This is a genomic window from Chryseobacterium amylolyticum (assembly GCF_051011775.1).
In the GTDB taxonomy this organism is placed as follows: Bacteria; Bacteroidota; Bacteroidia; order Flavobacteriales; family Weeksellaceae; genus Chryseobacterium.
In genome coordinates this window covers 970,012-991,250 of sequence record NZ_JBPCHX010000001.1, presented here as the reverse complement: position 1 = coordinate 991,250, position 21,239 = coordinate 970,012, and the positions used below count along the sequence as shown (strand labels likewise).

Sequence of the window (21,239 nt, the reverse complement as noted above, 5' to 3'; positions counted from 1 at the left end):
TGATCCTGTTTTTTTAATAGAAGGAAAAGAAGAGGTGAATAGTCATAGTTATAGGAATAAGGACAAAAAAATATTTGTCATAGTTTATAGAGGGTTCTTAAGCATTGTAAATAAAGGATTTGTAGCTGAATGTTAAAAATACATAAAATTGCATTTGTTGCGATTTTGAACATTTTAAATAAATTTTTTGATAGCCGGGGCTTTCAGATTGTTCTAATTTTACAGCATTATTAACAGATATGAAAAAAAGAGTCTTATTTTTCTCTTTTGTGATATTTTTCTCAGCGCTGTGTGCAGGTCTTTTTGCACATAAAGGGAAAACTCAGCCATACTCTGATATTCTTTCAAAAATTCATCTTCTTCAGCAGAAATCCGATCAGCAGACCCAGCCTGAAATGTACAGTTTTTCAGATGTGCAGGATGTGCAGGATTCCAATGACTGGGAGAAAGTGAAATTTGATTACTCAGTACTTACGCAGCAGTGGTTATATTACTTCTTTGCCGGCTACACTTACAGTACACGGGTTGCGGCCGTTCAAAACCGTATTTATATTACAGCACCAAGGTACATCCTGTATCATTCCCTGCAGATTGCGGGCTGCTAATCCCTTTTTTAAAATCGTAATGACTTTATGGTTTGTATTGATGTGAATACAGATCCGTAATAATCATTTCCCACATTACATTTTTGAACATTTCTATTTGCCTTTACAAAAAGGTGAACAGAATTCTGTTTGTCCAATTTTAAATAAAAATACTATGCACTTAACACCGAGAGAAACGGAAAAGCTTATGCTGTTTCTGGCAGGCGAACTCGCTCTGAAAAGAAAGGCAAGAGGCCTTAAATTAAATTACCCTGAATCCATAGCACTGATCAGCCACTTCTTGCTTGAAGGTGCAAGAGATGGAAAAAAAGTAGCCGAGCTAATGCAGGAAGGCGCTAATCTTCTTACAAAAGAGGATGTGATGCCCGGCGTGGCAGAAATGATCCACGATGTTCAGATTGAAGCGACGTTTCCGGATGGAACGAAGCTGGTAACCGTACACAATCCAATCCGTTAATACCTACTCATCATGATACCAGGAGAAATTTTTGTAAAAGAAGGTACAATTATCTGCAATGAAGGCAGAGAAACTGTAAAAATAAAAGTAACCAATACAGGAGACCGCCCTATTCAGGTAGGTTCACACTTCCACTTTTTTGAAGTTAATAAAGCGATGGGCTTTGACCGCGAAAAGGCTTTCGGAAAGAGATTGAATATTGTAGCAAGCACTGCAGTACGTTTCGAGCCGGGGGAAGAAAAAGAAGTGGAGCTGGTAGAAATAGGAGGAACAAAAAAAGCAATGGGCTTCAATAATCTTGTGGACGGACAGATAGATTCCGAAGACCAGAAAAGAGAAAGTCTTGCAAAAGTAGAAGAGTTAAACTTTAAAAATCACTAAGATGAGCTTACCCGTAGACAGAAAACAATACGCCAATATATTGGGTCCTACAGCAGGAGACAAAATCAGACTCGGAGACACTGAAATTATCATTGAAATTGAAAAGGATTTCACCCATTACGGTGACGAAGCCGTTTTCGGAGGAGGAAAAACCGTTCGTGACGGGATGGGACAGAATGTTACCGCGAAAAGAGATGAAGGTGTTCTGGATCTTTGCATCACCGGAGCTGTAATTATAGACCACTGGGGAATTGTGAAAGGAGATATCGGAATCAAGGATGGGAAAATTGTAGGAATCGGAAAAGCTGGAAACCCTGATACAATGGATGGTGTATCTCCTGATATGATCATCGGGGCTTCAACTGAAGTTCACGGAGGAAAAGGATATATCGTAACGGCCGGAGGTATCGATACTCACATTCACTACATCTGTCCTCAACAGATTGAAACCTCTTTGTACAGCGGAATCACAACGATGATCGGCGGAGGAACAGGTCCGAATGACGGAACGAATGCCACAACGGTTACTCCTGGAAGATTCAATATGCAAAAAATGCTTGAAGCAGCAGAAGAATATCCAATGAACCTTGGTTTCTTCGGAAAAGGAAACTGTTCAGCAGAAGAACCTATCGAAGAACAGGTGGAAGCAGGAGCTTTGGGAGTGAAAATCCACGAAGACTGGGGAGCAACTCCTGCGACGATTGATGCCGCACTGAAAGTAGCTGATAAATATGATGTTCAGGTTGCCATCCACACTGATACCCTGAATGAAGGAGGATTCCTTGAAGATACGATGAGGGCAATCAATGGAAGAGTAATCCACACCTTCCACACGGAGGGAGCAGGGGGAGGCCACGCACCGGACATCATTAAAGCGGCCATGTATCCCAATGTATTGCCGGCTTCTACAAACCCTACACGCCCTTACACCGTAAATACCATTGATGAACACCTGGATATGCTGATGGTTTGCCACCACCTGAGCAAAAACATTCCTGAAGATGTAGCGTTCGCGGATTCACGTATCCGTCCGGAAACTATTGCAGCGGAAGATATTCTTCATGATATGGGGGTCTTCAGCATCATGAGTTCAGACTCCCAGGCGATGGGAAGACCCGGAGAAGTGATCACCAGAACATGGCAGACCGCAAGCAAAATGAAAGAGCAGAGAGGTGCTTTGGAAGAAGATCAGCATACAGATAACGATAACTACCGTGCCAAAAGATATGTGGCCAAATATACCATAAACCCGGCCATTGCCCATGGTATTTCAGAATATGTGGGATCTGTTGAAAAAGGAAAACTGGCAGATCTGGTGATCTGGAAACCTGCGTTATTTGGAGTGAAACCGGAAATGATTGTAAAAGGAGGATTTGTAATTGCTGCAAAAATGGGCGATCCTAACGCATCTATTCCAACACCTCAGCCGATTATTTACAGAAATATGTTTGGAGCACACGGAAAAGCTAAATTCGGAACTTGTGCCAACTTCGTTTCCCAGATCTCTATCGATAACGGAACTATTGCTTCTTACAAGCTGGAGAAAATGATTCTTCCGGTAAAAAACTGCAGAAATATTGGTAAAAAAGACCTTATCCATAATGATAAGACGCCTTTAATTGAAGTGAATCCTGAAAATTATAAAGTAACGGTAGACGGTGAATACATCACATGTGAACCGGCAGAGAAACTTCCTTTAACACAGTTGTATTATTTGTTCTAAGATAAATTTTATGAATCAAACCTAACAGGTTTCAAAAACCTGTTAGGTTTATTCAACAACGAAAAAATGTATCAGATCATATTTTAAAACAATTATAGAACTACGTTTAGAATGAAATATTTAAATAAAACAGTTTTTTCTGTTGCTGTAGCCGGAATGTTGTTACTTTCCGGTAAGGTAAGTGCTCAGTTTTTAGGAGGGCACAGGCTGAAAAGCGATGAAGAAGGACCAAAAGGCCAGTTTATGATCTATGGTTCCCTGGACTATTCTAAAATTACCACACCGTCAAGCAGCAGCAGTACGGTTTCCAGTGCACCGCTTGGAGTGGGATACTTTATTAATAATAATGATCTTATCGGGGTTAATTATGCCTACTCACAAAATTCTGTTGATCATCATGTGGCTTATAAGCAAAATGAAGCAGGTATCTGGTATAGTCCTTCATTAATGCTTGGGAAATACTTTGTATTGATAGGGCAGGTAGATGCTCATTACGTTTGGGGACAGCAATTGTCAACAGCTGCTGATGCGATGCAGAACTTTAACGGATTCCGCCTTCGTGCTTATCCCCTGATCGGAATATTGTTAGGTGGCGGCTGGGCACTGAAATTCAAGTTTGCAGAACTTTCTATGCTTCAGACCAAAACGAAAGAAGAGGGCTGGACAAAAAGCTATATAGCAGGAATCAGTGGTTCAACATTCGGGGTAGGAATCTCCAAAAACTTAGACTTCAGAAAAAAATCCAACAATGATAATTAATCAAATCATAGGCAATCTTGCTGAAAATCCTACAGGGAAAACCATAGACTATCTTGATCTGGAATGGTTTGAAACGACGAAAAGAATCCAGCGCAAAAAAACCAGACAGGGAACTGATGTCGCGATCAGATTTCTCAGAGAGGGACAGCGCCTGCGTGAAGGGGATATTCTTTTTGAGGATTCAGAAAAAATAATCGCAGTCAGTGTTCTGGAAACAGAAGCTATCGTGATGTCACCCGCTTCATTGCTGGAAATGGGTACCGTATGTTATGAGATCGGAAACAAACATATTCCGCTTTTCATTCAGAATGATAAAGTATTGCTTCCTTTTGAAATGCCGATGTTCAGATGGCTGGAGGCAAGCGGCTTTAATCCGGAAAAACAATCTGTGAAGCTGCTGAATCTTCTGAAATCCAATGTAGAACCTCATGGACATGGCAGTCTTGGCTCCACAATTTTTACCAAAATCTTAAAAATGGCAGCTCCGAAAGATGAATAGCATGAACATAAATTTTCTGTCAGGTTTGCTTCATCTGGCGGATCCTACACTTCCCATCGGAGGCTACACCCATTCCAACGGACTTGAAACTTACGTGCAGGAAAGAATAGTACATAACGTAGAAACTGCAAAAGAATTTGTGCAGAATATGCTTCAGTACAATCTTAAATTCAATGACGGAGCTTTTGCAAAGCTGGCTTATGAAGCAGCAGAAAAGGGAGATTTTCAACAGCTTTTAGAACTGGATAATGAATGTAATGCGATCAAATGTCCGAAGGAAATCCGCCAGGCCAGCCAGAAATTAGGATTAAGGCTGATCAAAATATTCAAAAGAAGAGAGCGTTTTCCTCTAATGGAAGCATTTGAAAAAGCGATTCAAAACAAGGAGGTGAATTCTCATTACTGTATTGTATTTGGTGTGTATGCTTATTTAATGAAAATTCCTTTGTACGAGTCACTTTTAGGGTTCTATTACACTTCAGTGGCAGGAATGATTACCAATGCTGTAAAGCTGGTTCCTCTTGGACAGCTGGACGGACAGGATATCCTTTTTTCTCTTTACCCTGTGATGGAAAAAACAGCTTTAGAAACTATAGAACTGGACAGAGATATGATAGGGCTTTGTAATACTGCCTTTGACATCAGATGTATGCAGCATGAGAGATTGTATTCAAGGCTTTATATGTCCTAAAAGGTAAGAGGTAGAAGAGCAGATTGCCGAATTGTCCTCTGAATAAAACATCCTTGCAGTCAAAAAATATTCACAATTAAAAACTTAGCGCCCATAGCGTTAAAAAATAAAACTTAAAGAAAATGGAAAATAGAAAATATATAAAAGTAGGAGTAGCAGGCCCCGTAGGTTCAGGAAAAACTGCATTACTGGAAAGGTTAAGCAGAAAATTATTTGGTACGTATGATCTTGGAGTGATCACCAACGATATTTATACCAAAGAAGATGCTGAGTTTATGGCAAAAAACAGCCTTCTTCCCCACGACAGAATTATCGGAGTGGAAACAGGAGGATGTCCGCATACTGCCATCCGTGAAGATGCAAGTATGAACCTTGAAGCGGTAGATGAGCTGGCAGCACGTTTCCCTGAGATCGAACTGGTTCTTATTGAAAGTGGAGGAGACAACCTTTCAGCGACATTCAGTCCGGACCTTGCAGACGTTACCATTTTCATTATCGATGTAGCAGAAGGAGAAAAAATCCCCAGAAAAGGAGGACCTGGGATTACAAGATCAGATTTACTGATCATCAATAAAATTGACCTTGCCCCTTACGTAGGAGCCAGCCTTGAAGTCATGGAAAATGATGCCAGAAGAATGAGAAAAGGAAATCCTTTCGTATTCACCAACCTGAAAACGGATGAAGGACTGGACAAAGTAATAGGCTGGATCAAAAAATATGCTCTTCTGGAGGAAATTGAAGAACCGAACCTGGTAAGATAAATGGACAGTCGTTTAAAAATTATTGCAGGATTCAAAGGAGGAGAATCCTATATGAAAGACCTGTATGTCTCGCTCCCTTTCAGAGTAGTTTCTGTAGGACAGCGAAAAAATGACAAAAAGCTCTATCAGATGGTGATGAGCTCCTCCCCGGGAATTCTGGATGGAGACCACTACCATCTGGAAGTTGCTCTTGAAAAAGGAGCCGCACTTCAGCTGCAGTCGCAATCCTATCAGAGGCTTTTCAACATGAAAGATAAAGCAGTTCAGGAGCTTAACGTAACTATGGAAGATGAAACCTCTTTTGCTTATGTTCCTCATCCGATAGTTCCCCATGAAGATTCCAATTTTAAAAGCAAGGCGAAGATTCATATCGGTAAAAACAGCCAGATTATCATCAGTGAGATCATTACCTGCGGAAGAAAACATTATGGGGAAGTCTTTAAACTGAAACGTTTTCAGAATGTAATGGAAATCTATCACAACAATAAGTTGGTTGTAAAAGATAATGTTCTGATTCAACCTGATATGATCCCGATCAGCAGCATCGGAAACCTGGAACAATATACCCACCAGGGAACCCTGATCTTCTACAGTACGAAGGAAAATGTAGACAAAAACGGATTGATTGAAAAAATAGTTGAAGCAGCCGCGCAGCACCATGAAGAGATGGAAACAGGGGTTTCAGCAATGGATGACAACGGTTTTGTGGTAAGAGCTTTGGGATACGGTGGGGAAGTAATGTATAACTTCTTCCTGCATATTCAGGAAATTCTCTGGTCGTTGGAATAAAAGACATCCTTGTCAAGGTTCAAAACCTTGACAAGGATCCTGATATCTTCAATAGAAGCGGGCTTTAGCCCGCTTAGCAAAAGAAATTTTCCATTGGCTTTAGCCAAAACTTAATAAAGAATCTGAAATAACAGAATTAATAAAAATGGATAGTACAGTTTGGGCACTTCTTTTGAGTGCCGTTTCAATAAGTTTTATACACACCGCTTCAGGGCCGGATCACTACCTGCCATTCATCGTGATTTCAAAATCCAAAAAGTGGAGCGGTACGAAAACAGCAATATTAACGGTTGTCTGTGGTTTCGGACACGTATTCAGTTCTCTGATTTTGGGCTTTATCGGGGTTTTTCTCGGATGGCAGCTGAATAAGATCTCCTGGTTTCAGGATATCAGGGGAAACTTCTCAGGATGGGCACTGCTGATTTTCGGAGGTGTTTATCTGGTATATGGTCTCATTCAGGCGATCAGAAACAAGCCTCATAAGCATTTCGATGTGATGGGGGACGATGTCTATGTATACGAACACAATCACAGCGAAGTGGTAATGCCTCAGAAAAGAATAAAAGTAACCCCGCTTGTATTATTTATGATTTTCGTGATGGGACCAAGTGAACCATTGATTCCTTTATTGTTTTATTCAGGAGTAAAACACTCAATGTCTGAAATTGCTGTACTGGTAATTTCTTTCACTGCAACTACAGTCTTAACCATGCTTGGAATGGTTCTTCTGGGACGTTATGGTTACTCAACACTATTTAATACCGAAAAACTGGAAAGATATATGGGTGTGGTAAGCGGGGCTGTGGTAACCGTTTGTGGAGTCGGAATGGTCTTTCTTGGATGGTAAACGGGTTTAAGGGTGCGAGTGGTAGAGTTTGAGGTAAGAGAGTTTGAGAGTGTAAGAATTTTAGAGTAAAGTTCTATTTCCTGTTTCTAACCTCTACTGCCTTATCCAGATCATCAGTACATTTTACATCGTACAAAAAAATACATTATACAAAAAACTATGAACGAATTTTTCAAAAAAATACCTTTTTTAGACAATATATTAAAAGGAATCGGGCAGATTATGCTTCAGGAAAACAGATGGACCGGGATTCTGTTTCTTATAGGGATCTTCCTGGGAAGCTGGCAGTGTGGAGTTGCGGTATTGCTTTCAACAGCAGCCGGAACTTTCACAGCAATGAAGCTTAAATATGATCAATCTGAAATTAATGCGGGACTGTACGGTTTCAGTGCAGCGCTGGTGGGAGTAGCCCTGGCCTTTCTTTTCGAAACTACGGTATTGATCTGGATTTTAATACTATTAGGTGGAGCGTTGGCTGCTGTTATCCAGCATTTTTTTATCCGGAAGAAAATTCCGGTGTTTACTTTTCCTTTTATCATCATTACCTGGGTATTGGTTTTTGCGCTCCATCATTTTACCCATATTCCACCTTCCGTGATGTTGAGCAGTGAAGTAGTTCCTACAGAATATGATGATTTTCTTGCCTGTACCAATGGTTTTGGTGAGGTGATATTCCAGGGTGGAGTTCTTTCAGGAATGATTTTTTTTCTTGCTGTTTTCATCAGCTCTCCGATAGCTGCCTTATACGGACTGGCAGCATCTATTCTTGGTGCCGGATTATCACAGTTGAATGGAGAACCCATCAAAGAAATCCACATGGGATTATTCGGATTCAATGCGGTGCTTTCCGCTATCGTTTTTTCCGGAGTCAAAAAGACAGACGGCCTGTGGGTGCTTATTGCTGTCCTTATTACCATTGCCATTGATGATCTCTTAATAGACAATCATTGCCTGGACAGCGTTGGCGGAGTATTTACTTTCCCATTCGTAGCCGGAACGTGGATTACACTTTTAATTCAGAAGGTATTTCTTAAAGCGAGATCTAATGGTTAGAGAATGGGAGAGTTTGAGGATATGAGAGTTTTTGGAGAGTGGAAGACTGTTTAAAGTTCAATATTTAAAGTTAAAAGTTCTCTGATGATTCACCTGCAAAGCAAAAGTCACCATTTCTCTCTGATTTTTAACTTCTAAAATCATTAATACATCATACATTATACATTATACATTGTACAAAAAAATAAAAAAAAATGAAAATAACAAAAATAGCAGCTGTATTTCTAGTCATGGCATTCAGTGGAAAAATGATGGCGCAGGAAACAGAAAAAAAGTTGCTGATAAAAGATGCAGATGACAAATTTCCCATTGCTGATGCTTTGGTAAAATACGACCACGGAAACAGCCATACCCATACAGGAACAGACGGTACATTTGCCATTCCTGTAAAATCTCTTCCTGATACCCTCGTGATCAGCCGTCAGGGATATGATGAGGTAAAATGGGTGGTGACTAATGATGAAGATAAAAATAAAGTTATTTTTTTACAGCATAAGCCTTTTCAGATTTCAGAAGTAGCTATCAATCACAGTTCATTTCTATCAGCCATTACAAAGGTTGATCTGAATAAATTTCCGGTAAACTCGGCGCAGGATCTGTTGAGAAAAGTTCCGGGACTTTTTATTGCTCAGCATGCCGGAGGAGGAAAGGCGGAACAGCTTTTTTTAAGAGGGTTTGATGCCGATCACGGGACCGATGTAAGCGTGAATGTAGACGGAATGCCTGTAAATATCGTTTCTCATGCCCATGGACAGGGATATTCTGACCTGCACTTTGTGATTCCCGAAACGGTAAACAATATAGACTTTGGAAAAGGGGCATATTACATGGATCGCGGAGACTTTAATACCGCGGGATATGTAGATTTTCAGACGTACAACGGATTGAAAAACAGTATGATTAAACTGGAAGGAGGCTCATTTAATTCAAAAAGAATCTTGGGAATGTTCAATATTCTGCATGATAATCTGGGCAGAAAAAATGCTTATGTGGCAGCAGAATACAACTATACCGACGGCCCTTTCGATGTGAAACAGAATTTTAACAGGGTTAATATTTTCGGAAAATACAATCAATGGCTTACGGATAATGATTATTTCAACATTCAGTTTTCAACATTTAATTCTTCCTGGAATGCTTCCGGACAGATCCCGGAACGTGCCGTAGATGAAGGAATTATTGGCAGATGGGGAAGTATAGATCCTACTGAAGGCGGGAAAACTTCAAGAACGAATCTTCAGATGAATTTTAAGCACATTATTTCTCCTTCCGAACAGATTGATGCAATGGCTTTTTATTCAAAGTATAATTTCAATCTGTATTCTGACTTCACCTTTAATTTAAAAGATAAAGAACATGGGGATGAAATCCAGCAGACTGACGGTAGAAATATTTACGGAGCTGAAGTAAAATATACAAAAACGTTTTCCCTTGCAAACAGCGCTTTAAACTGGACTTCAGGAATAGGCTTAAGAAATGATGATATTAATACCTTACAGCTTAATCATGTTTATCACAGGGATTTATTATTGAACAGAATGTCTGATGTTACCGGAACTGAGACGAATCTCCATGCTTACTCAGGTTTGGTTTGGAAAACAGGAAAATGGACAATTAATCCTGCATTAAGAGTAGATCATTTTATTTTCAATCTGCACAACCTTCTGGATCCTGAACAATTACCTTCCGGACAGTCAGAAGAAGCAACAAGACTAAGTCCAAAATTGAACTTCTCCTACGCTCAGAACGATAATGTGATGTGGTTCCTGAAAACAGGAATGGGCTTTCACTCCAATGATCTGAGAGTGGTAGTTCCCAATAAGAACGAAAATACGCTTCCATATTCTATAGGTGCAGATTTTGGGGTAAGATTGCACCCATTCAAATCATTGATTATAACTCCAACATTATGGTATATGGATCTGCAGCAGGAATTTGTCTACGTAGGAGATGATGCTGTAGTAGAGCCTTCCGGGAAATCAAGACGTTTCGGGGCAGATCTTGGAGTTCGTTTCCAGCCGTTGGAAAATTTTTATCTGAATGCGGATGTCAATTATTCCCACGCCAGATTTACCGAAGAAGAAAAGGGACAGGATTATGTTCCGCTGGCTCCGGTAGTTACCAGTACCGGATCTGTAAACTGGGACTTCCTGAATGGCTTTTCATTAGGGATCCAGTACAGGTATCTTGGGGTAAGACCGGCTGTAGAGGATAACAGTATCAGGACCAAAGCCTATTTTGTCAATGATCTTATGCTTTCCTATAACCGTCAGAAATGGGGTGCCAATCTTCAGGTTAATAACCTTTTCAACGTAAAATGGAACGAAGCCCAGTTTGCAACCGAAACCCAGTTGAAAGGAGAAGCTGAACCTGTTACAGATCTTACCTACACACCGGGAAGTCCTTTTGGAGTGAGAGTAGGAGTGTATTATAAGTTCTAGTGTAATGTAATAATGTATAATGTATAATGTATAATGTATAATGTATAATGTAGCGGCGGTAATTATTTTTTTGATAAAATAAAACGATCGTTCAGATAATGTCATTCTTATACATTGTACATTATACATCCGACATTTTACATCTGACATACATCCGACATTATACAAAAACCTCCCAATAATACAATTTCAGCATTAAATTTGTAACAATCAATTCATTATGGAAGTACTATCCAATTTTCAATACAAGAAGCTCTTTCTTCCGAATATTACGGATAAAATATTGGCTAATAATGCTGATATACAGTTATATCGGATAGAAAATTATCTTAAAGGAATTCTGATGCCGGTAATTCCGTATCGTACAACGTTCAATTTTATTATTTTCGTTACCAATGGCCATATCAGGCAATACCTTGAAAATAAAGAATACCATGCTGAAAAAGGCGGAGTGATCTTTATCAAACAAGGGACGATTACTGCAACCGTTGAGTTATCCGATGATATTGAAGGTTTCTTCCTGGCTTATGAAAACAATATTTTGTCCGAGCAGGAACTGCCCAAACATAAAAGCAGCATCTTTTTCATGACACCCTTCCTGAATCTCGACAGCCTGACATACGGAACCATTACCCAGCTTCTTCCCATCATGGAACAGGAATTGTGGCTGAATAACCTCAATGTGAATGACGTAGTGGTAACAATGCTTCACCTCATATTGATCAAAATGCTGAGCACAGATTCTGATACCCATCATAAATCTGCAACACGTCCCATGGAGCTATCCCTTCAGTTCCGGGATTTACTCTTTAAATATCATGTAGGAGAAAAGAGAGTGGCTTTTTATGCCGACAAGCTGTCTGTAACAGAAAGTTATCTGAACAAATGTGTAAAAGGCGTTACCCAAAAATCCCCGAAACAGTGGATCAATGAGATTGATATCAATTACAGTAAAGCATTACTTCACTCCAGCAAGGATATTGCAGAAATTGCTTACGAGCTGAATTTTCATACTGCCTCGCATTTTACCCAGCTTTTCAAAAAGATTGCAGGCATAACCCCGAAGGAATACAGAATCCAGTTTCTGAACAACAGCAGGATTTCAATATAATAGGGCGGGAAGCGGGAAGTCAGATGCTGGAAGTATTGCAGTAGCCTGATCAAAATAAGTTGAGAATTCAGAAAGTTGTTTTAGGAGTTTCATAACTTCCATCTCCCTGCTTTCATTCTTCCATCTTCTACATCCGCTCGTTTTCCAGAATTTTCAGCACCAGCCTTTCTTCCTTTGTAAGATCGGCTTTTCCGTCGTTTTCTTCAATAACTTCCAGTTCGTCAAGATACTTTTTGATGGTATTGTTTTCGTAAAGGTTAATGACTAAAGGATGGACATAATATTTTCTGCAGACGGCCGATGTATTCCCCAGATTCTCTGCAACGATATCCAGGGCTTCTTTTACTTTCTTTTTATACTGAGTATCATTTTCGGCATACCCGATCTCTTTAAAGGCAATTAAAGCACTTACCGTTCCGGACCATGTTCTGAAATCTTTGGCTGTAAAATCTTCGCCACTGATTTCTTTGATATACTCATTCACCATACCCGAATCTACAGAATGGCGGTTTCCTTCATCATCAAAATATTGAAAAAGCTCTTTCCCGGGAATATCCTTACATTTCTGAACAAGTCTCGCCAATCTTTTACTTCGGAGGTCAACATGATGCATAACCCCTTTTTTTCCTTTAAAAGAAAAAGTAATCTTTTGCCCTTTTACCTGTACATGCTTACCTTTCAAAGTCGTTAAGCCAAAAGATCCATACAGTTTTTCATAGATAGAATTACCGATACGGATGTTGGTTCTTTGCATAAGGCTTACAATTAAGGCAAGGATTTTCCGTTTCTCAAAGTTCCTCAATGCGAGATCCTGTTCTATATGCAGCCGCATTTCTGGTAATGCATATCCGAACTGAAGCATCCTGTAAAATTTCGTGTGATTTCTTAAAGCGCTCCAGAGAGGATGGTAGCGGTATTGCTTTCTCTTTTTGACATCAAAACCTGTTGCCTGCAGATGTCCGTTTTCCAATGCGCAGATCCACACATTTTCCCAGGCCGGCGGAATGACCAGCTTATTGATTCTTGTAATTTCTTCCTTGTCCTTTATTTTCTCACCGTCTTTGTAATAGGAATATTTTTTTCCCGTTTTCTTACGGGTAATTCCGGCGGTTTCTGCATCGGTGGTATATACAAGATGTACCGCCTTTGCAGAAGCTTCCGGGTCCTTCATGATTTTAACAATTTTTGAAGGCTTCAGGTGAGAAATGATTTCCAGGTCTGTATTCTTCTCCATAAAGCATGGTTAAGAGTTTTTACCCCTCGAAAAAATCAGTAAAAGAATTCCTGCTATTACACAGACTAAAAGAATTCCCCACCACATTCCTGCCTTGAAAATTGTTTCTACTGCCTCACAGCTTGTCAGGGTCAACAAGCTAAATATCGTAATACTGTATAAGCTTAATTTTTTCATAATCGTATATTTTGTGATGTTAGACTCTTAAATGATCAGCTCTCCAGTTTTTTATAGATCTTTTAATTTCATCTCCTGAGATGTTTTCATGAAGAGCCCTGTATAAAAGCTCTTTGAACTCATCATCATAAGCAAACCTCAAGGCAGCAATCTGGTCAAACTTCAGTTTTTCAACAGTTTCATCTGATCTTATGTTGAAGATTTCAAAATACCGTTGCTGAAATTCCAGGATCACCATCCGGTTTTGAAGTCCCAGCGCATAATGCTGCCGTGTCATCAATGCAAGGTAGAAAAGCAGAAAAATCACAATAGAAAACAAGATCCAGATCAACCGGTTTTCCGGGTCATCCCAGATTTTATAAATTCCCAAAATCTCCAATAAGATCAGTACCGGGAGATAAATAAAATGATGTGGCGGATAAAATTTCCTGTGGTTATTGTAGTTTTGCTGTTTCATAAGGTAGAATGCTGCAATAATCTTTCCAAAATTTATTATTTTGATATTAAATTGCTATTTGTGGTATGTGTGGTTTATATATTTTGGCTTTTTTGCAATCATTTTCTTTACTGTAAATTTATATTGTTTAAGTTTCACTATTTATGTATATTTTCGTTTGTACCACGAAGAGTGTATTGATTTTAAAAAGTTTAAACAAATTCAATATCAGGATATCAATCTTATTAATAAGAATTCCTTTAAAATAACAGATTATTAAGCAAAATAGCCTGTTGATTTCATCTTCCGACTTTAAATTTTTCGTAACTTTCGGTGGTTAAAAAAGAAAAGAATGACTTCAAAGGAAAAAGTTGCTGCGCTTCGTGAAGAAATGCAGAAAAATAATGTTGATGCATTTATTGTATATTCTGCAGACCCGCATATGAGCGAATATCTTCCTGAAGAATGGCAGGAGAGAGCCTGGCTGTCTGGTTTCTTAGGTTCTGCCGGTTTTGTGGTGGTGACCAAAGATAAGGCCGGACTCTGGACAGACGGAAGATACTTTACACAAGCTGCGATTGAGCTGGAGGGTTCCGGAATTGATCTTTTCAAAGACGGTATGGAAGGAACCCCTAATTATATCGACTGGATTATTTCAGAAATTGCTTCGGGCGATAAAGTGGCAGTAAATGCTTTGGCTGCTTCTAATGCCAACTGGGAGCTGCTTTCTCAAAGATTTAATTCAAAGAATATTACCCTTGTAGATCTTCCGCTTTTAAAAGAAGTATGGAAAGACAGAGGAACTCCATCTGCTAACCCGATTTTTGTACATCCGGTAGAAAGAGCAGGTAAATCCGTATCAGATAAACTTGCTGCCATCCGTCAGAAAATGGAAGAGCAGGAGGCTACCGTACACATCATATCAAGTCTGGATGATGTAGCATGGACATTAAACCTCAGAGGAAGTGATGTAGACAGTAACCCTGTTTTCTTAGGATATGTTGTTATCACTAAAAATGATGCTGTCCTGTTCACAGGATTGGAAAAAATGGAAGTAGAGGCAAGAAAACAAATGGATGATTCCTTTGTGAAAATGATGCCTTACGAAGAATTCTACAATTATCTGAAGAACTTCAAAAATGAAAAAGTCCTGGTTTCTCCAAACAGCAACCAGCTGATTTTTGAAACATTAAAAGCTGATAACCAGTTTATCAAAGCTCCTGTTCCCGGTAACCTAATGAAAGCTCAAAAAAATGAAGCTGAGCTGGAAGGTTTCAGAAAAGTGATGGTGAGAGACGGTGTGGCTATGGTGAAATTCCTTTACTGGTTGACGCACAATGCAGGAAAAGAAGCCATGAACGAATATTCTATCGGTGAGAAACTCAGAAGCTTCCGTGCAGAAGGAGAAAACTTTGTAGGAGAAAGTTTCGGTTCCATTGTAGGATATAAAGATAACGGTGCCATCATGCATTATTCTGCCAAAAAAGAAGGAAGCAAAGAAGTAACCAATGAGGACACTATTCTTTTAGATTCGGGAGGTCAGTACCTTGAAGGAACTACAGATATTACAAGAACTTTCGCTTTAGGAACCCCTTCGGAAGAATTTAAAAGAAACTCAACACTGGTATTACAGGGATTGATCCGATTATCAATGGTGAAATTTCCGAAAGGAACAAAAGGGGTACACTTAGATGCCATCGCAAGACTTCCGTTATGGATGGAAGGTAAAGATTTCAACCACGGAACCGGACACGGAGTAGGAAGCTTCATGAACGTACACGAAGGTCCGCAGAACATCAGAAAAGATCTGAACCCTCAGGAACTTCTGCCGGGAATGGTGCTATCCAATGAACCCGGATATTATCTTGAAGGCCATTACGGAATCCGTCATGAAAACCTTATTGCTGTAAAAGAAGCAGAAAAAACAATTCATGGAACATTCTATGAATTTGAAACATTAACATTCTGCCCATTCTTTAAAGATACAGTGGTAAAGGAAATCCTTTCAGAAGGTGAAATAGCATGGCTGAACAGCTATCACAAAACCTGTGAAGAAAAGCTTGCTCCTCACCTGGATGGAGAGATTAAAGAATGGTTCCTGCAATTGGTAAGCCCCCTTTAATATGATGAATGGTGGAAAGTAGATGACAATCATTGCTTTATCCTTATTTTTAAACCTTAAACAAAAGAATTGTTAGATAAACCAGAGTCCTGTAAGGTATTTCCTGCAGGGCTTTTCTTTTGTACACCACCGTATTTTTACGGATATAATTCTAGGGATTCCACTGAGGGATAAAAACTGAGCCTGGCCTATATTTGTACCAACAAAACATCATTCATATCTTCATAAATAACTCAAGTAAATTCAAAGCGGTAAATCATCTCGTCCTGAGATGATTTTTTTTGTTTATTTTCGTTAAAACTAATTTAATATAATGGAACGGGACTATTTTCGAAGCTTTAATCTGTTTTCTGAAACCGAAATTGAAGCATTTCTGAAGCTTTCCGAGTTCCGGCACATCAGTAAAAATGATTATTTCATACAGGAAGGACAGCAATGTAAAGAAGTTGGACTGGTGAAGTCCGGTATTTTCCGTTCTTTTTATACTTCTGATGATGGAAAGGATATGACGTATTGCTTCAGGTTTCCCAACCATATGATTGCAGCCTATTCATCATTTATTTCAGGATGCCCGAGCAAAGAAAGTATGCAGGCCATTACCAGTGCAGAACTTATTATTCTTAAAAAAGATGCGGTAGATGAACTGGTTCAGAACAGCCTTAACTGGACAAAGTTTTTAAAAATTATCGCGGAGCAGGAATACCTTGAACTTGAAACCCGTTTTTTTCAGCTTCAAAGGGACAGTGCAGTGCAACGGTATAAAGCATTATTAAAGAACCATCCTGATTATATTCAGAAAATCCCACTGCAATATCTTGCTTCCTATCTTGGCATTACACAGCGTCACCTGAGCCGTATCAGAAAGGAAATTTCTTTTTAGACATTTGTCCTGTCTGTTAAAACAGATGCACTATACTTTTGTCAAAAAAAGTTATGGAGCAAAATATTTTAATTATTGGAGGAAACGGATTAGTGGGAAAAGCAATATCCCGGATCCTTACATCCAGAAATCCTCATCTTATTGTTTTCATCGGGGGAAGAAAAGGCGGAAAAACAGACAAAGACCTGAAAATCGACGTTACAGATCCTTCTTCTCTTAAGGTTATTTTGGAAAAGAAAATCCGTCTCATTATTCTTTCTGTAAATGATAAAGAAGATCATGTACTTCGTTTCGCAATGAATCACCAAATAGATTATCTGGATATTACGAAGCCTACCCCGGCTTTGGTAAAGGCTTATGATATTGCCGGAAGGTCAGATATCAACAGCAGAATTGTTTTCAGTTCAGGCTGGATGGGCGGAATTGTTCCTGCGTTGGTTAATACCCTTTCAGATTCAGGTGATATTAATGAGGTGAAGCTCTTTGTCTATTATTCTGTGAAAGATCTGGCAGGGGAGAGCTCAGCTCACTTTATGGCAGAAAATGTAGCGGTTCCTTTTGTGCATTATAAAAATGATAAACCGGTTTCCATCAGACATTTTTTAGATACAGAAGTTTTTAATTTTTCCTTTGGAATAGGAAATAGAAGTGCTTATAATTTCGATGTACCTGATTTGTACATTCTCAACAAAATAGAAAGAATTTCTGATGTGAGCGTGAAAATGACCTATAATTCAAAATTCATTACCTGGCTGTTGGGATCATTTCAATATCTCAGAATTTACAATATTTTATCTTTAAAGGAAAGAAAAATGATTTTTGGATCGAGTGGCAACGGAGATCAGGCTGTCTTTGAAATTGTAGTTGATGATCCTTCGGGACAAAAGGAACTGAGTCTGCAGAGTGAAAAAGGACAGGCAGAACTAACCGCTTTGTCTGCTGTTCTGCACGCCGAAGAACTGTTGAGAAATCCACATGAAAACAATGTATATTTCAGTCATCAGCTGCATGATCCTTTATCATTAATGGAACAGCTTAATGCCTATGATTCTATCAATATCAATGTCACACAATGAAAAAAATAGCAATTATCAACGGACATCCCAATAAAGGCTCTTTCAATTTTGGCATTGCAGAAGCTTATAAAGCGGGAGCAGCAGAATCAGGAGCTGAGGTCAGGGAAATTATCATCAGAGATTTAAATTTCAATCCCAATCTGCAGTTTGGCTACCAGAAAAGGATGGAGCTTGAACAGGATTTGTTAAAGGCCTGGGAAATAATACAATGGGCAGATCATATGGTTTGGGTTCATCCGGTTTGGTGGGGTGGGCTTCCTGCCTTGATGAAAGGATTTATAGACCGGCTGTTTTTACCGGGAATGGCCTATCAGTTCAGAAAAAACTCTGTATGGTGGGATAAACTGCTGAAAGGAAAAACGGCTCATATCCTTACCACATTAGACCAGCCGGGTTGGTATTACCGTTTATTCTTTGGAAGGCCCAGCATTAATCAGCTTAGAAAATCTGTCCTGGAATATTGCGGAGTAAAACCGGTTAAGGTTACTTACATCGGAATCATCCGGAATTCTAAAGATGAGCAGAGGGCTCAGTGGCTGAAAAAAGTGAAGGAATTGGGTAGAAGTTTAAAATGAGTTTTGATTTAGTCCGATAAACTATAGAAAAAATGTTATATCCATTAAGGATAACATTTTTTCTATAGTATTTTTATATCTGTTATTTTAAGTTGCTGCTTCTTTCTGCGGAAAAAGAAGAGATATAAGAACTGAGAGAATGAGTATTCCGGCGACAACTACCAAAGATATGGGTGATGGAATATGAACCCAGGGAGATATCAGCATTTTAACACCAATGAAGCTTAAGATAACAGCCAGCCCGTAAGGCAGTTTGCTAAACATATGAATGAAATTTGCGAGTAAGAAATATAACGATCTTAAGCCCAGAATGGCAAAAATATTAGAGGTATAGAGAATAAAAGGATCTTTTGAAATAGCAAAAATAGCAGGAATGGAATCCACTGCGAATAAAACGTCAGTAAATTCAATAACAGCTACTACAATCAGGAGGGGAGTAGCCATTTTAACGCTGTTCTGAATGGTGAAAAATTGATCCCCGTCATAATTGTCAGAAACTTTCCAGCATTTTTTTATGAGTTTTGCACCAGCAGTATTACTGAAATCTTTTTCATCATCATCATCTCCTTTCCACGACTTGACTCCTGCATATATCAGAAATAGGCCAAACAAAGTCATTACAATATTGATTTGTACTGCTTTACCGAATATATGTATCTCAGGAAGATAAGTTAACTGTATGATTCCGATACCGGCAAATATAAATATAGCTCTGAAAATTAAAGCGCCAATAATTCCCCAGAACAATACTTTATGATGCAGATATTTGGGTACTTTAAAAAAGCTGAAAACAAGGATAAAAACAAACAGATTATCTACGGAAAGTGCTTTTTCTATCCAGTAGGCAGCCTGGAACTGTGTGAATTTTTCAAAGGCCAGCACATTGCCTCCTTCATCCTGATCGAATATCCAGTAGATAACCCCTGAAAAAATCATTGATAGTGAAATCCATATGACTGACCATGCTGTTGCTTCTTTAGTGGAAACTTCATGGGCTTTTTTGTTAAAAACACCCAGATCCAGCAACAGCATTATCATGATAAGTAAGGCAAAGCCGATGATAAGGCCTGGATGTAAATCTATAATATTTTGTTGATCCATAATAAGAATTAATTATGAGTTAAAGTAATATACATCAGTCTTCCTCCTTCTTCGTCTGAAAGCATAATCTTCTTTCCGTCCCTGATTTCGACCATCGAATTAACAGGGATAACCTTATTCTCAGACAGATCTTTCATAGAAGACAGCCCCTGATTGACCAGCATCCATTTGTTTTGGTAAAATGTAAAATAACCAACGGGTTTTTTATCTTCCGGGGTGAGACTTTCATTCCGGATTACTTTTCTGGACGCATGCCATTTAAAAAGATATTGATTATGGTATACCATCAGTCTGTGATTCTCAGGTTTCCATACATTATCTTTAAATTTATAATACAGATCAATAACGGGTAAACTTCCTTTGTAAGGGGTGCCACAAAAAGGGCATCTGGGAGCAGAGGTATTGTCAAAGACATACCATTTTTCATCACAATCCGGATTGCTGCAGGGTTGGATCAGATCTACTGTTTTCAGAAGAGCTGTTTCCCATTCATTGGCAATGGGCCTTAGAATAGGATTGTGCAAACCATCGATAAATGCTTTTTTAAAGAGTTCTGTCAGGTAAGGTCCCGTAATGGTAAAAGGTAATTTCTTAGGGTCTCCCCAGAACATATTCCATTTTTTGAGATGATCTGTTTTGACGCGGTTAATAGGATTTTCAGGATGCTCTATAAAAACAGCTTTTTCTCCCATAGCCAATATTTCATCTTTTTCAGCATCGAGATCCCATATTTTCCCTCCCCTGAAAGGATGCCTCCTTAATAAATACATATAGATAAGCACAGGAAGGGCATGAAGATCTGTTTTTTGATTGGGAAGAATCCTGTTTGGATCTCCGATATTCAAATGTTTGGTCTTTAAAACTTCGGGAGCTATAAAATCTGCAGTCCCTATTACTTTGGCAGGAATAAGTCCCGGTACTACCAGACCATCAATATCTATGATGCATGCTGATTTTGTGACAGGATCTACAAGCACATTATTATAGGAAAGATCAGAATGGGCCAATCCCATTTGATGCATTTTTTTTACCCCTCTGGAAATATTAATGGCAATCTGAAAATAACTTAACCAATCTCCCAGTTCAGAACGGTCAAGGGATAAAGGATATTGTTTGTTTCTGAAGGAGGCAGTTGTAAACCATTTTCCAACTTTTTCACCATTTTTGATCGTTTCATTGGCTGTATATCCTTTTTTAAAGAAAAATTTACCACTATAGAAAGGAACAATTACTCCCCATTTTCCATTTTTTTCAACCGCATCATATGGCCATCTGTAGATTTCATCTAAAAAATATCCAGATGAATTCCCGTTTTTGATATTGTTGTGGTATAAGGTGACAATTTTTTTAATACTTTCTTTATGGTTGAAATCTATAAAATCACGAAAGAAAGCGACTGCATATTTTTTGTCTGGTGAAAAATAGACATCTTTTACACCTCCCACTTTAGGATTTCCATCATCTACGTATTCGTAACTTTTTGATGGATTAATGACTGATTTTACCTTTATAATATTCATA

At 38.9% G+C, this 21,239-nt stretch carries 22 protein-coding genes; 17 read left to right on the top strand and 5 right to left on the bottom strand.

The genetic code is table 11. The annotated features are described in order from the left end of the window. Window positions 1-239: 239 nt before the first annotated feature. The 13 genes from ACR1PO_RS04290 (at window position 240) to ACR1PO_RS04230 (ending at window position 12,117) form a co-directional block, all read left to right on the top strand. The gene (locus tag ACR1PO_RS04290; protein ID WP_433985961.1) at window positions 240-605 is read left to right on the top strand and encodes a hypothetical protein; all 366 of its coding nucleotides are present in this window, start codon (window positions 240-242) and stop codon (window positions 603-605) included. Between the two features lie 154 nt (window positions 606-759). Beyond that, entirely contained in the window at window positions 760-1,062 is a 303-nt protein-coding gene (gene ureA, locus ACR1PO_RS04285) for an urease subunit gamma (protein WP_002977652.1), read from the top strand. A 12-nt stretch (window positions 1,063-1,074) separates the two neighbouring features. After that, a complete protein-coding gene (gene ureB / locus ACR1PO_RS04280) occupies window positions 1,075-1,443 on the top strand; it encodes an urease subunit beta (protein ID WP_433985960.1) in 369 nt (122 codons plus the stop codon). A 1-nt stretch (window position 1,444) separates the two neighbouring features. Further along, the gene (gene ureC, locus ACR1PO_RS04275; RefSeq protein ID WP_332387885.1) at window positions 1,445-3,166 is read left to right on the top strand and encodes an urease subunit alpha; all 1,722 of its coding nucleotides are present in this window, start codon (window positions 1,445-1,447) and stop codon (window positions 3,164-3,166) included. A 111-nt stretch (window positions 3,167-3,277) separates the two neighbouring features. Next, entirely contained in the window at window positions 3,278-3,925 is a 648-nt protein-coding gene (locus ACR1PO_RS04270; protein ID WP_433985959.1) for a hypothetical protein, read from the top strand. Then, window positions 3,915-4,424, top strand: a complete 510-nt coding sequence (gene ureE, locus ACR1PO_RS04265; protein WP_433985958.1) for an urease accessory protein UreE — start codon at window positions 3,915-3,917, stop codon at window positions 4,422-4,424. The genes ACR1PO_RS04270 and ureE overlap by 11 nt, the downstream gene beginning before the upstream one ends. Window position 4,425: 1 nt before the next feature. Next, on the top strand, window positions 4,426-5,115 hold the full coding sequence (locus ACR1PO_RS04260) for an urease accessory protein UreF (protein WP_433985957.1): 690 nt from the start codon (window positions 4,426-4,428) through the stop codon (window positions 5,113-5,115). Window positions 5,116-5,237: 122 nt separating this feature from the next. Next, a complete protein-coding gene (gene ureG / locus ACR1PO_RS04255) occupies window positions 5,238-5,876 on the top strand; it encodes an urease accessory protein UreG (RefSeq protein WP_047094673.1) in 639 nt (212 codons plus the stop codon). Further along, the gene (locus tag ACR1PO_RS04250) at window positions 5,877-6,665 is read left to right on the top strand and encodes an urease accessory protein UreD (protein ID WP_433985956.1); all 789 of its coding nucleotides are present in this window, start codon (window positions 5,877-5,879) and stop codon (window positions 6,663-6,665) included. Between the two features lie 145 nt (window positions 6,666-6,810). Next, the gene (locus tag ACR1PO_RS04245) at window positions 6,811-7,512 is read left to right on the top strand and encodes a hypothetical protein (RefSeq protein ID WP_332387878.1); all 702 of its coding nucleotides are present in this window, start codon (window positions 6,811-6,813) and stop codon (window positions 7,510-7,512) included. A gap of 159 nt (window positions 7,513-7,671) precedes the next feature. Beyond that, a complete protein-coding gene (locus tag ACR1PO_RS04240; RefSeq protein ID WP_433985955.1) occupies window positions 7,672-8,565 on the top strand; it encodes an urea transporter in 894 nt (297 codons plus the stop codon). 194 nt (window positions 8,566-8,759) lie between these two features. After that, on the top strand, window positions 8,760-11,006 hold the full coding sequence (locus tag ACR1PO_RS04235) for a TonB-dependent receptor (RefSeq protein ID WP_433985954.1): 2,247 nt from the start codon (window positions 8,760-8,762) through the stop codon (window positions 11,004-11,006). A gap of 220 nt (window positions 11,007-11,226) precedes the next feature. Continuing rightward, window positions 11,227-12,117 (top strand): AraC family transcriptional regulator, encoded by an 891-nt coding sequence (locus ACR1PO_RS04230; RefSeq protein ID WP_332387874.1) that lies wholly within the window; start codon window positions 11,227-11,229, stop codon window positions 12,115-12,117. Between the two features lie 127 nt (window positions 12,118-12,244). Here ACR1PO_RS04230 and ACR1PO_RS04225 read toward each other — a convergent pair whose 3' ends face one another. From ACR1PO_RS04225 to ACR1PO_RS04215, 3 genes are read right to left on the bottom strand one after another with little or no spacing between them, the layout of a single operon-like run. Then, on the bottom strand, window positions 12,245-13,351 hold the full coding sequence (locus ACR1PO_RS04225) for a DNA topoisomerase IB (RefSeq protein ID WP_433985953.1): 1,107 nt from the start codon (window positions 13,349-13,351) through the stop codon (window positions 12,245-12,247). Window positions 13,352-13,360: 9 nt separating this feature from the next. After that, window positions 13,361-13,528, bottom strand: a complete 168-nt coding sequence (locus tag ACR1PO_RS04220; RefSeq protein WP_332387872.1) for a phosphatidate cytidylyltransferase — start codon at window positions 13,526-13,528, stop codon at window positions 13,361-13,363. A gap of 19 nt (window positions 13,529-13,547) precedes the next feature. Next, the gene (locus tag ACR1PO_RS04215) at window positions 13,548-13,985 is read right to left on the bottom strand and encodes a DUF6526 family protein (protein ID WP_332387871.1); all 438 of its coding nucleotides are present in this window, start codon (window positions 13,983-13,985) and stop codon (window positions 13,548-13,550) included. 331 nt (window positions 13,986-14,316) lie between these two features. On the opposite strand from ACR1PO_RS04215, the gene ACR1PO_RS04210 reads away from it, so the two are divergent. The 4 genes from ACR1PO_RS04210 (at window position 14,317) to ACR1PO_RS04195 (ending at window position 18,617) form a co-directional block, all read left to right on the top strand. Further along, window positions 14,317-16,086: an aminopeptidase P family protein gene (locus ACR1PO_RS04210; RefSeq protein WP_433985952.1), complete on the top strand. Its 1,770-nt coding sequence runs from the start codon at window positions 14,317-14,319 to the stop codon at window positions 16,084-16,086. A 313-nt stretch (window positions 16,087-16,399) separates the two neighbouring features. Further along, window positions 16,400-16,966 carry a Crp/Fnr family transcriptional regulator gene (locus ACR1PO_RS04205; protein ID WP_433985951.1) on the top strand — a complete coding sequence of 189 codons (567 nt, stop codon included), beginning with the start codon at window positions 16,400-16,402 and terminating at the stop codon, window positions 16,964-16,966. Between the two features lie 53 nt (window positions 16,967-17,019). Next, entirely contained in the window at window positions 17,020-18,042 is a 1,023-nt protein-coding gene (locus ACR1PO_RS04200) for a saccharopine dehydrogenase family protein (protein WP_433985950.1), read from the top strand. After that, window positions 18,039-18,617: an NAD(P)H-dependent oxidoreductase gene (locus ACR1PO_RS04195; protein WP_433985949.1), complete on the top strand. Its 579-nt coding sequence runs from the start codon at window positions 18,039-18,041 to the stop codon at window positions 18,615-18,617. Before ACR1PO_RS04200 ends, ACR1PO_RS04195 begins: the two co-directional genes overlap by 4 nt. Window positions 18,618-18,704: 87 nt before the next feature. On the opposite strand, the gene ACR1PO_RS04190 is transcribed toward ACR1PO_RS04195, so the two are convergent. Further along, a complete protein-coding gene (locus tag ACR1PO_RS04190) occupies window positions 18,705-19,718 on the bottom strand; it encodes a TerC/Alx family metal homeostasis membrane protein (protein WP_332387867.1) in 1,014 nt (337 codons plus the stop codon). 8 nt (window positions 19,719-19,726) lie between these two features. After that, window positions 19,727-21,238 carry a helix-hairpin-helix domain-containing protein gene (locus ACR1PO_RS04185; protein ID WP_433985948.1) on the bottom strand — a complete coding sequence of 504 codons (1,512 nt, stop codon included), beginning with the start codon at window positions 21,236-21,238 and terminating at the stop codon, window positions 19,727-19,729. Window position 21,239: the final 1 nt, after the last annotated feature.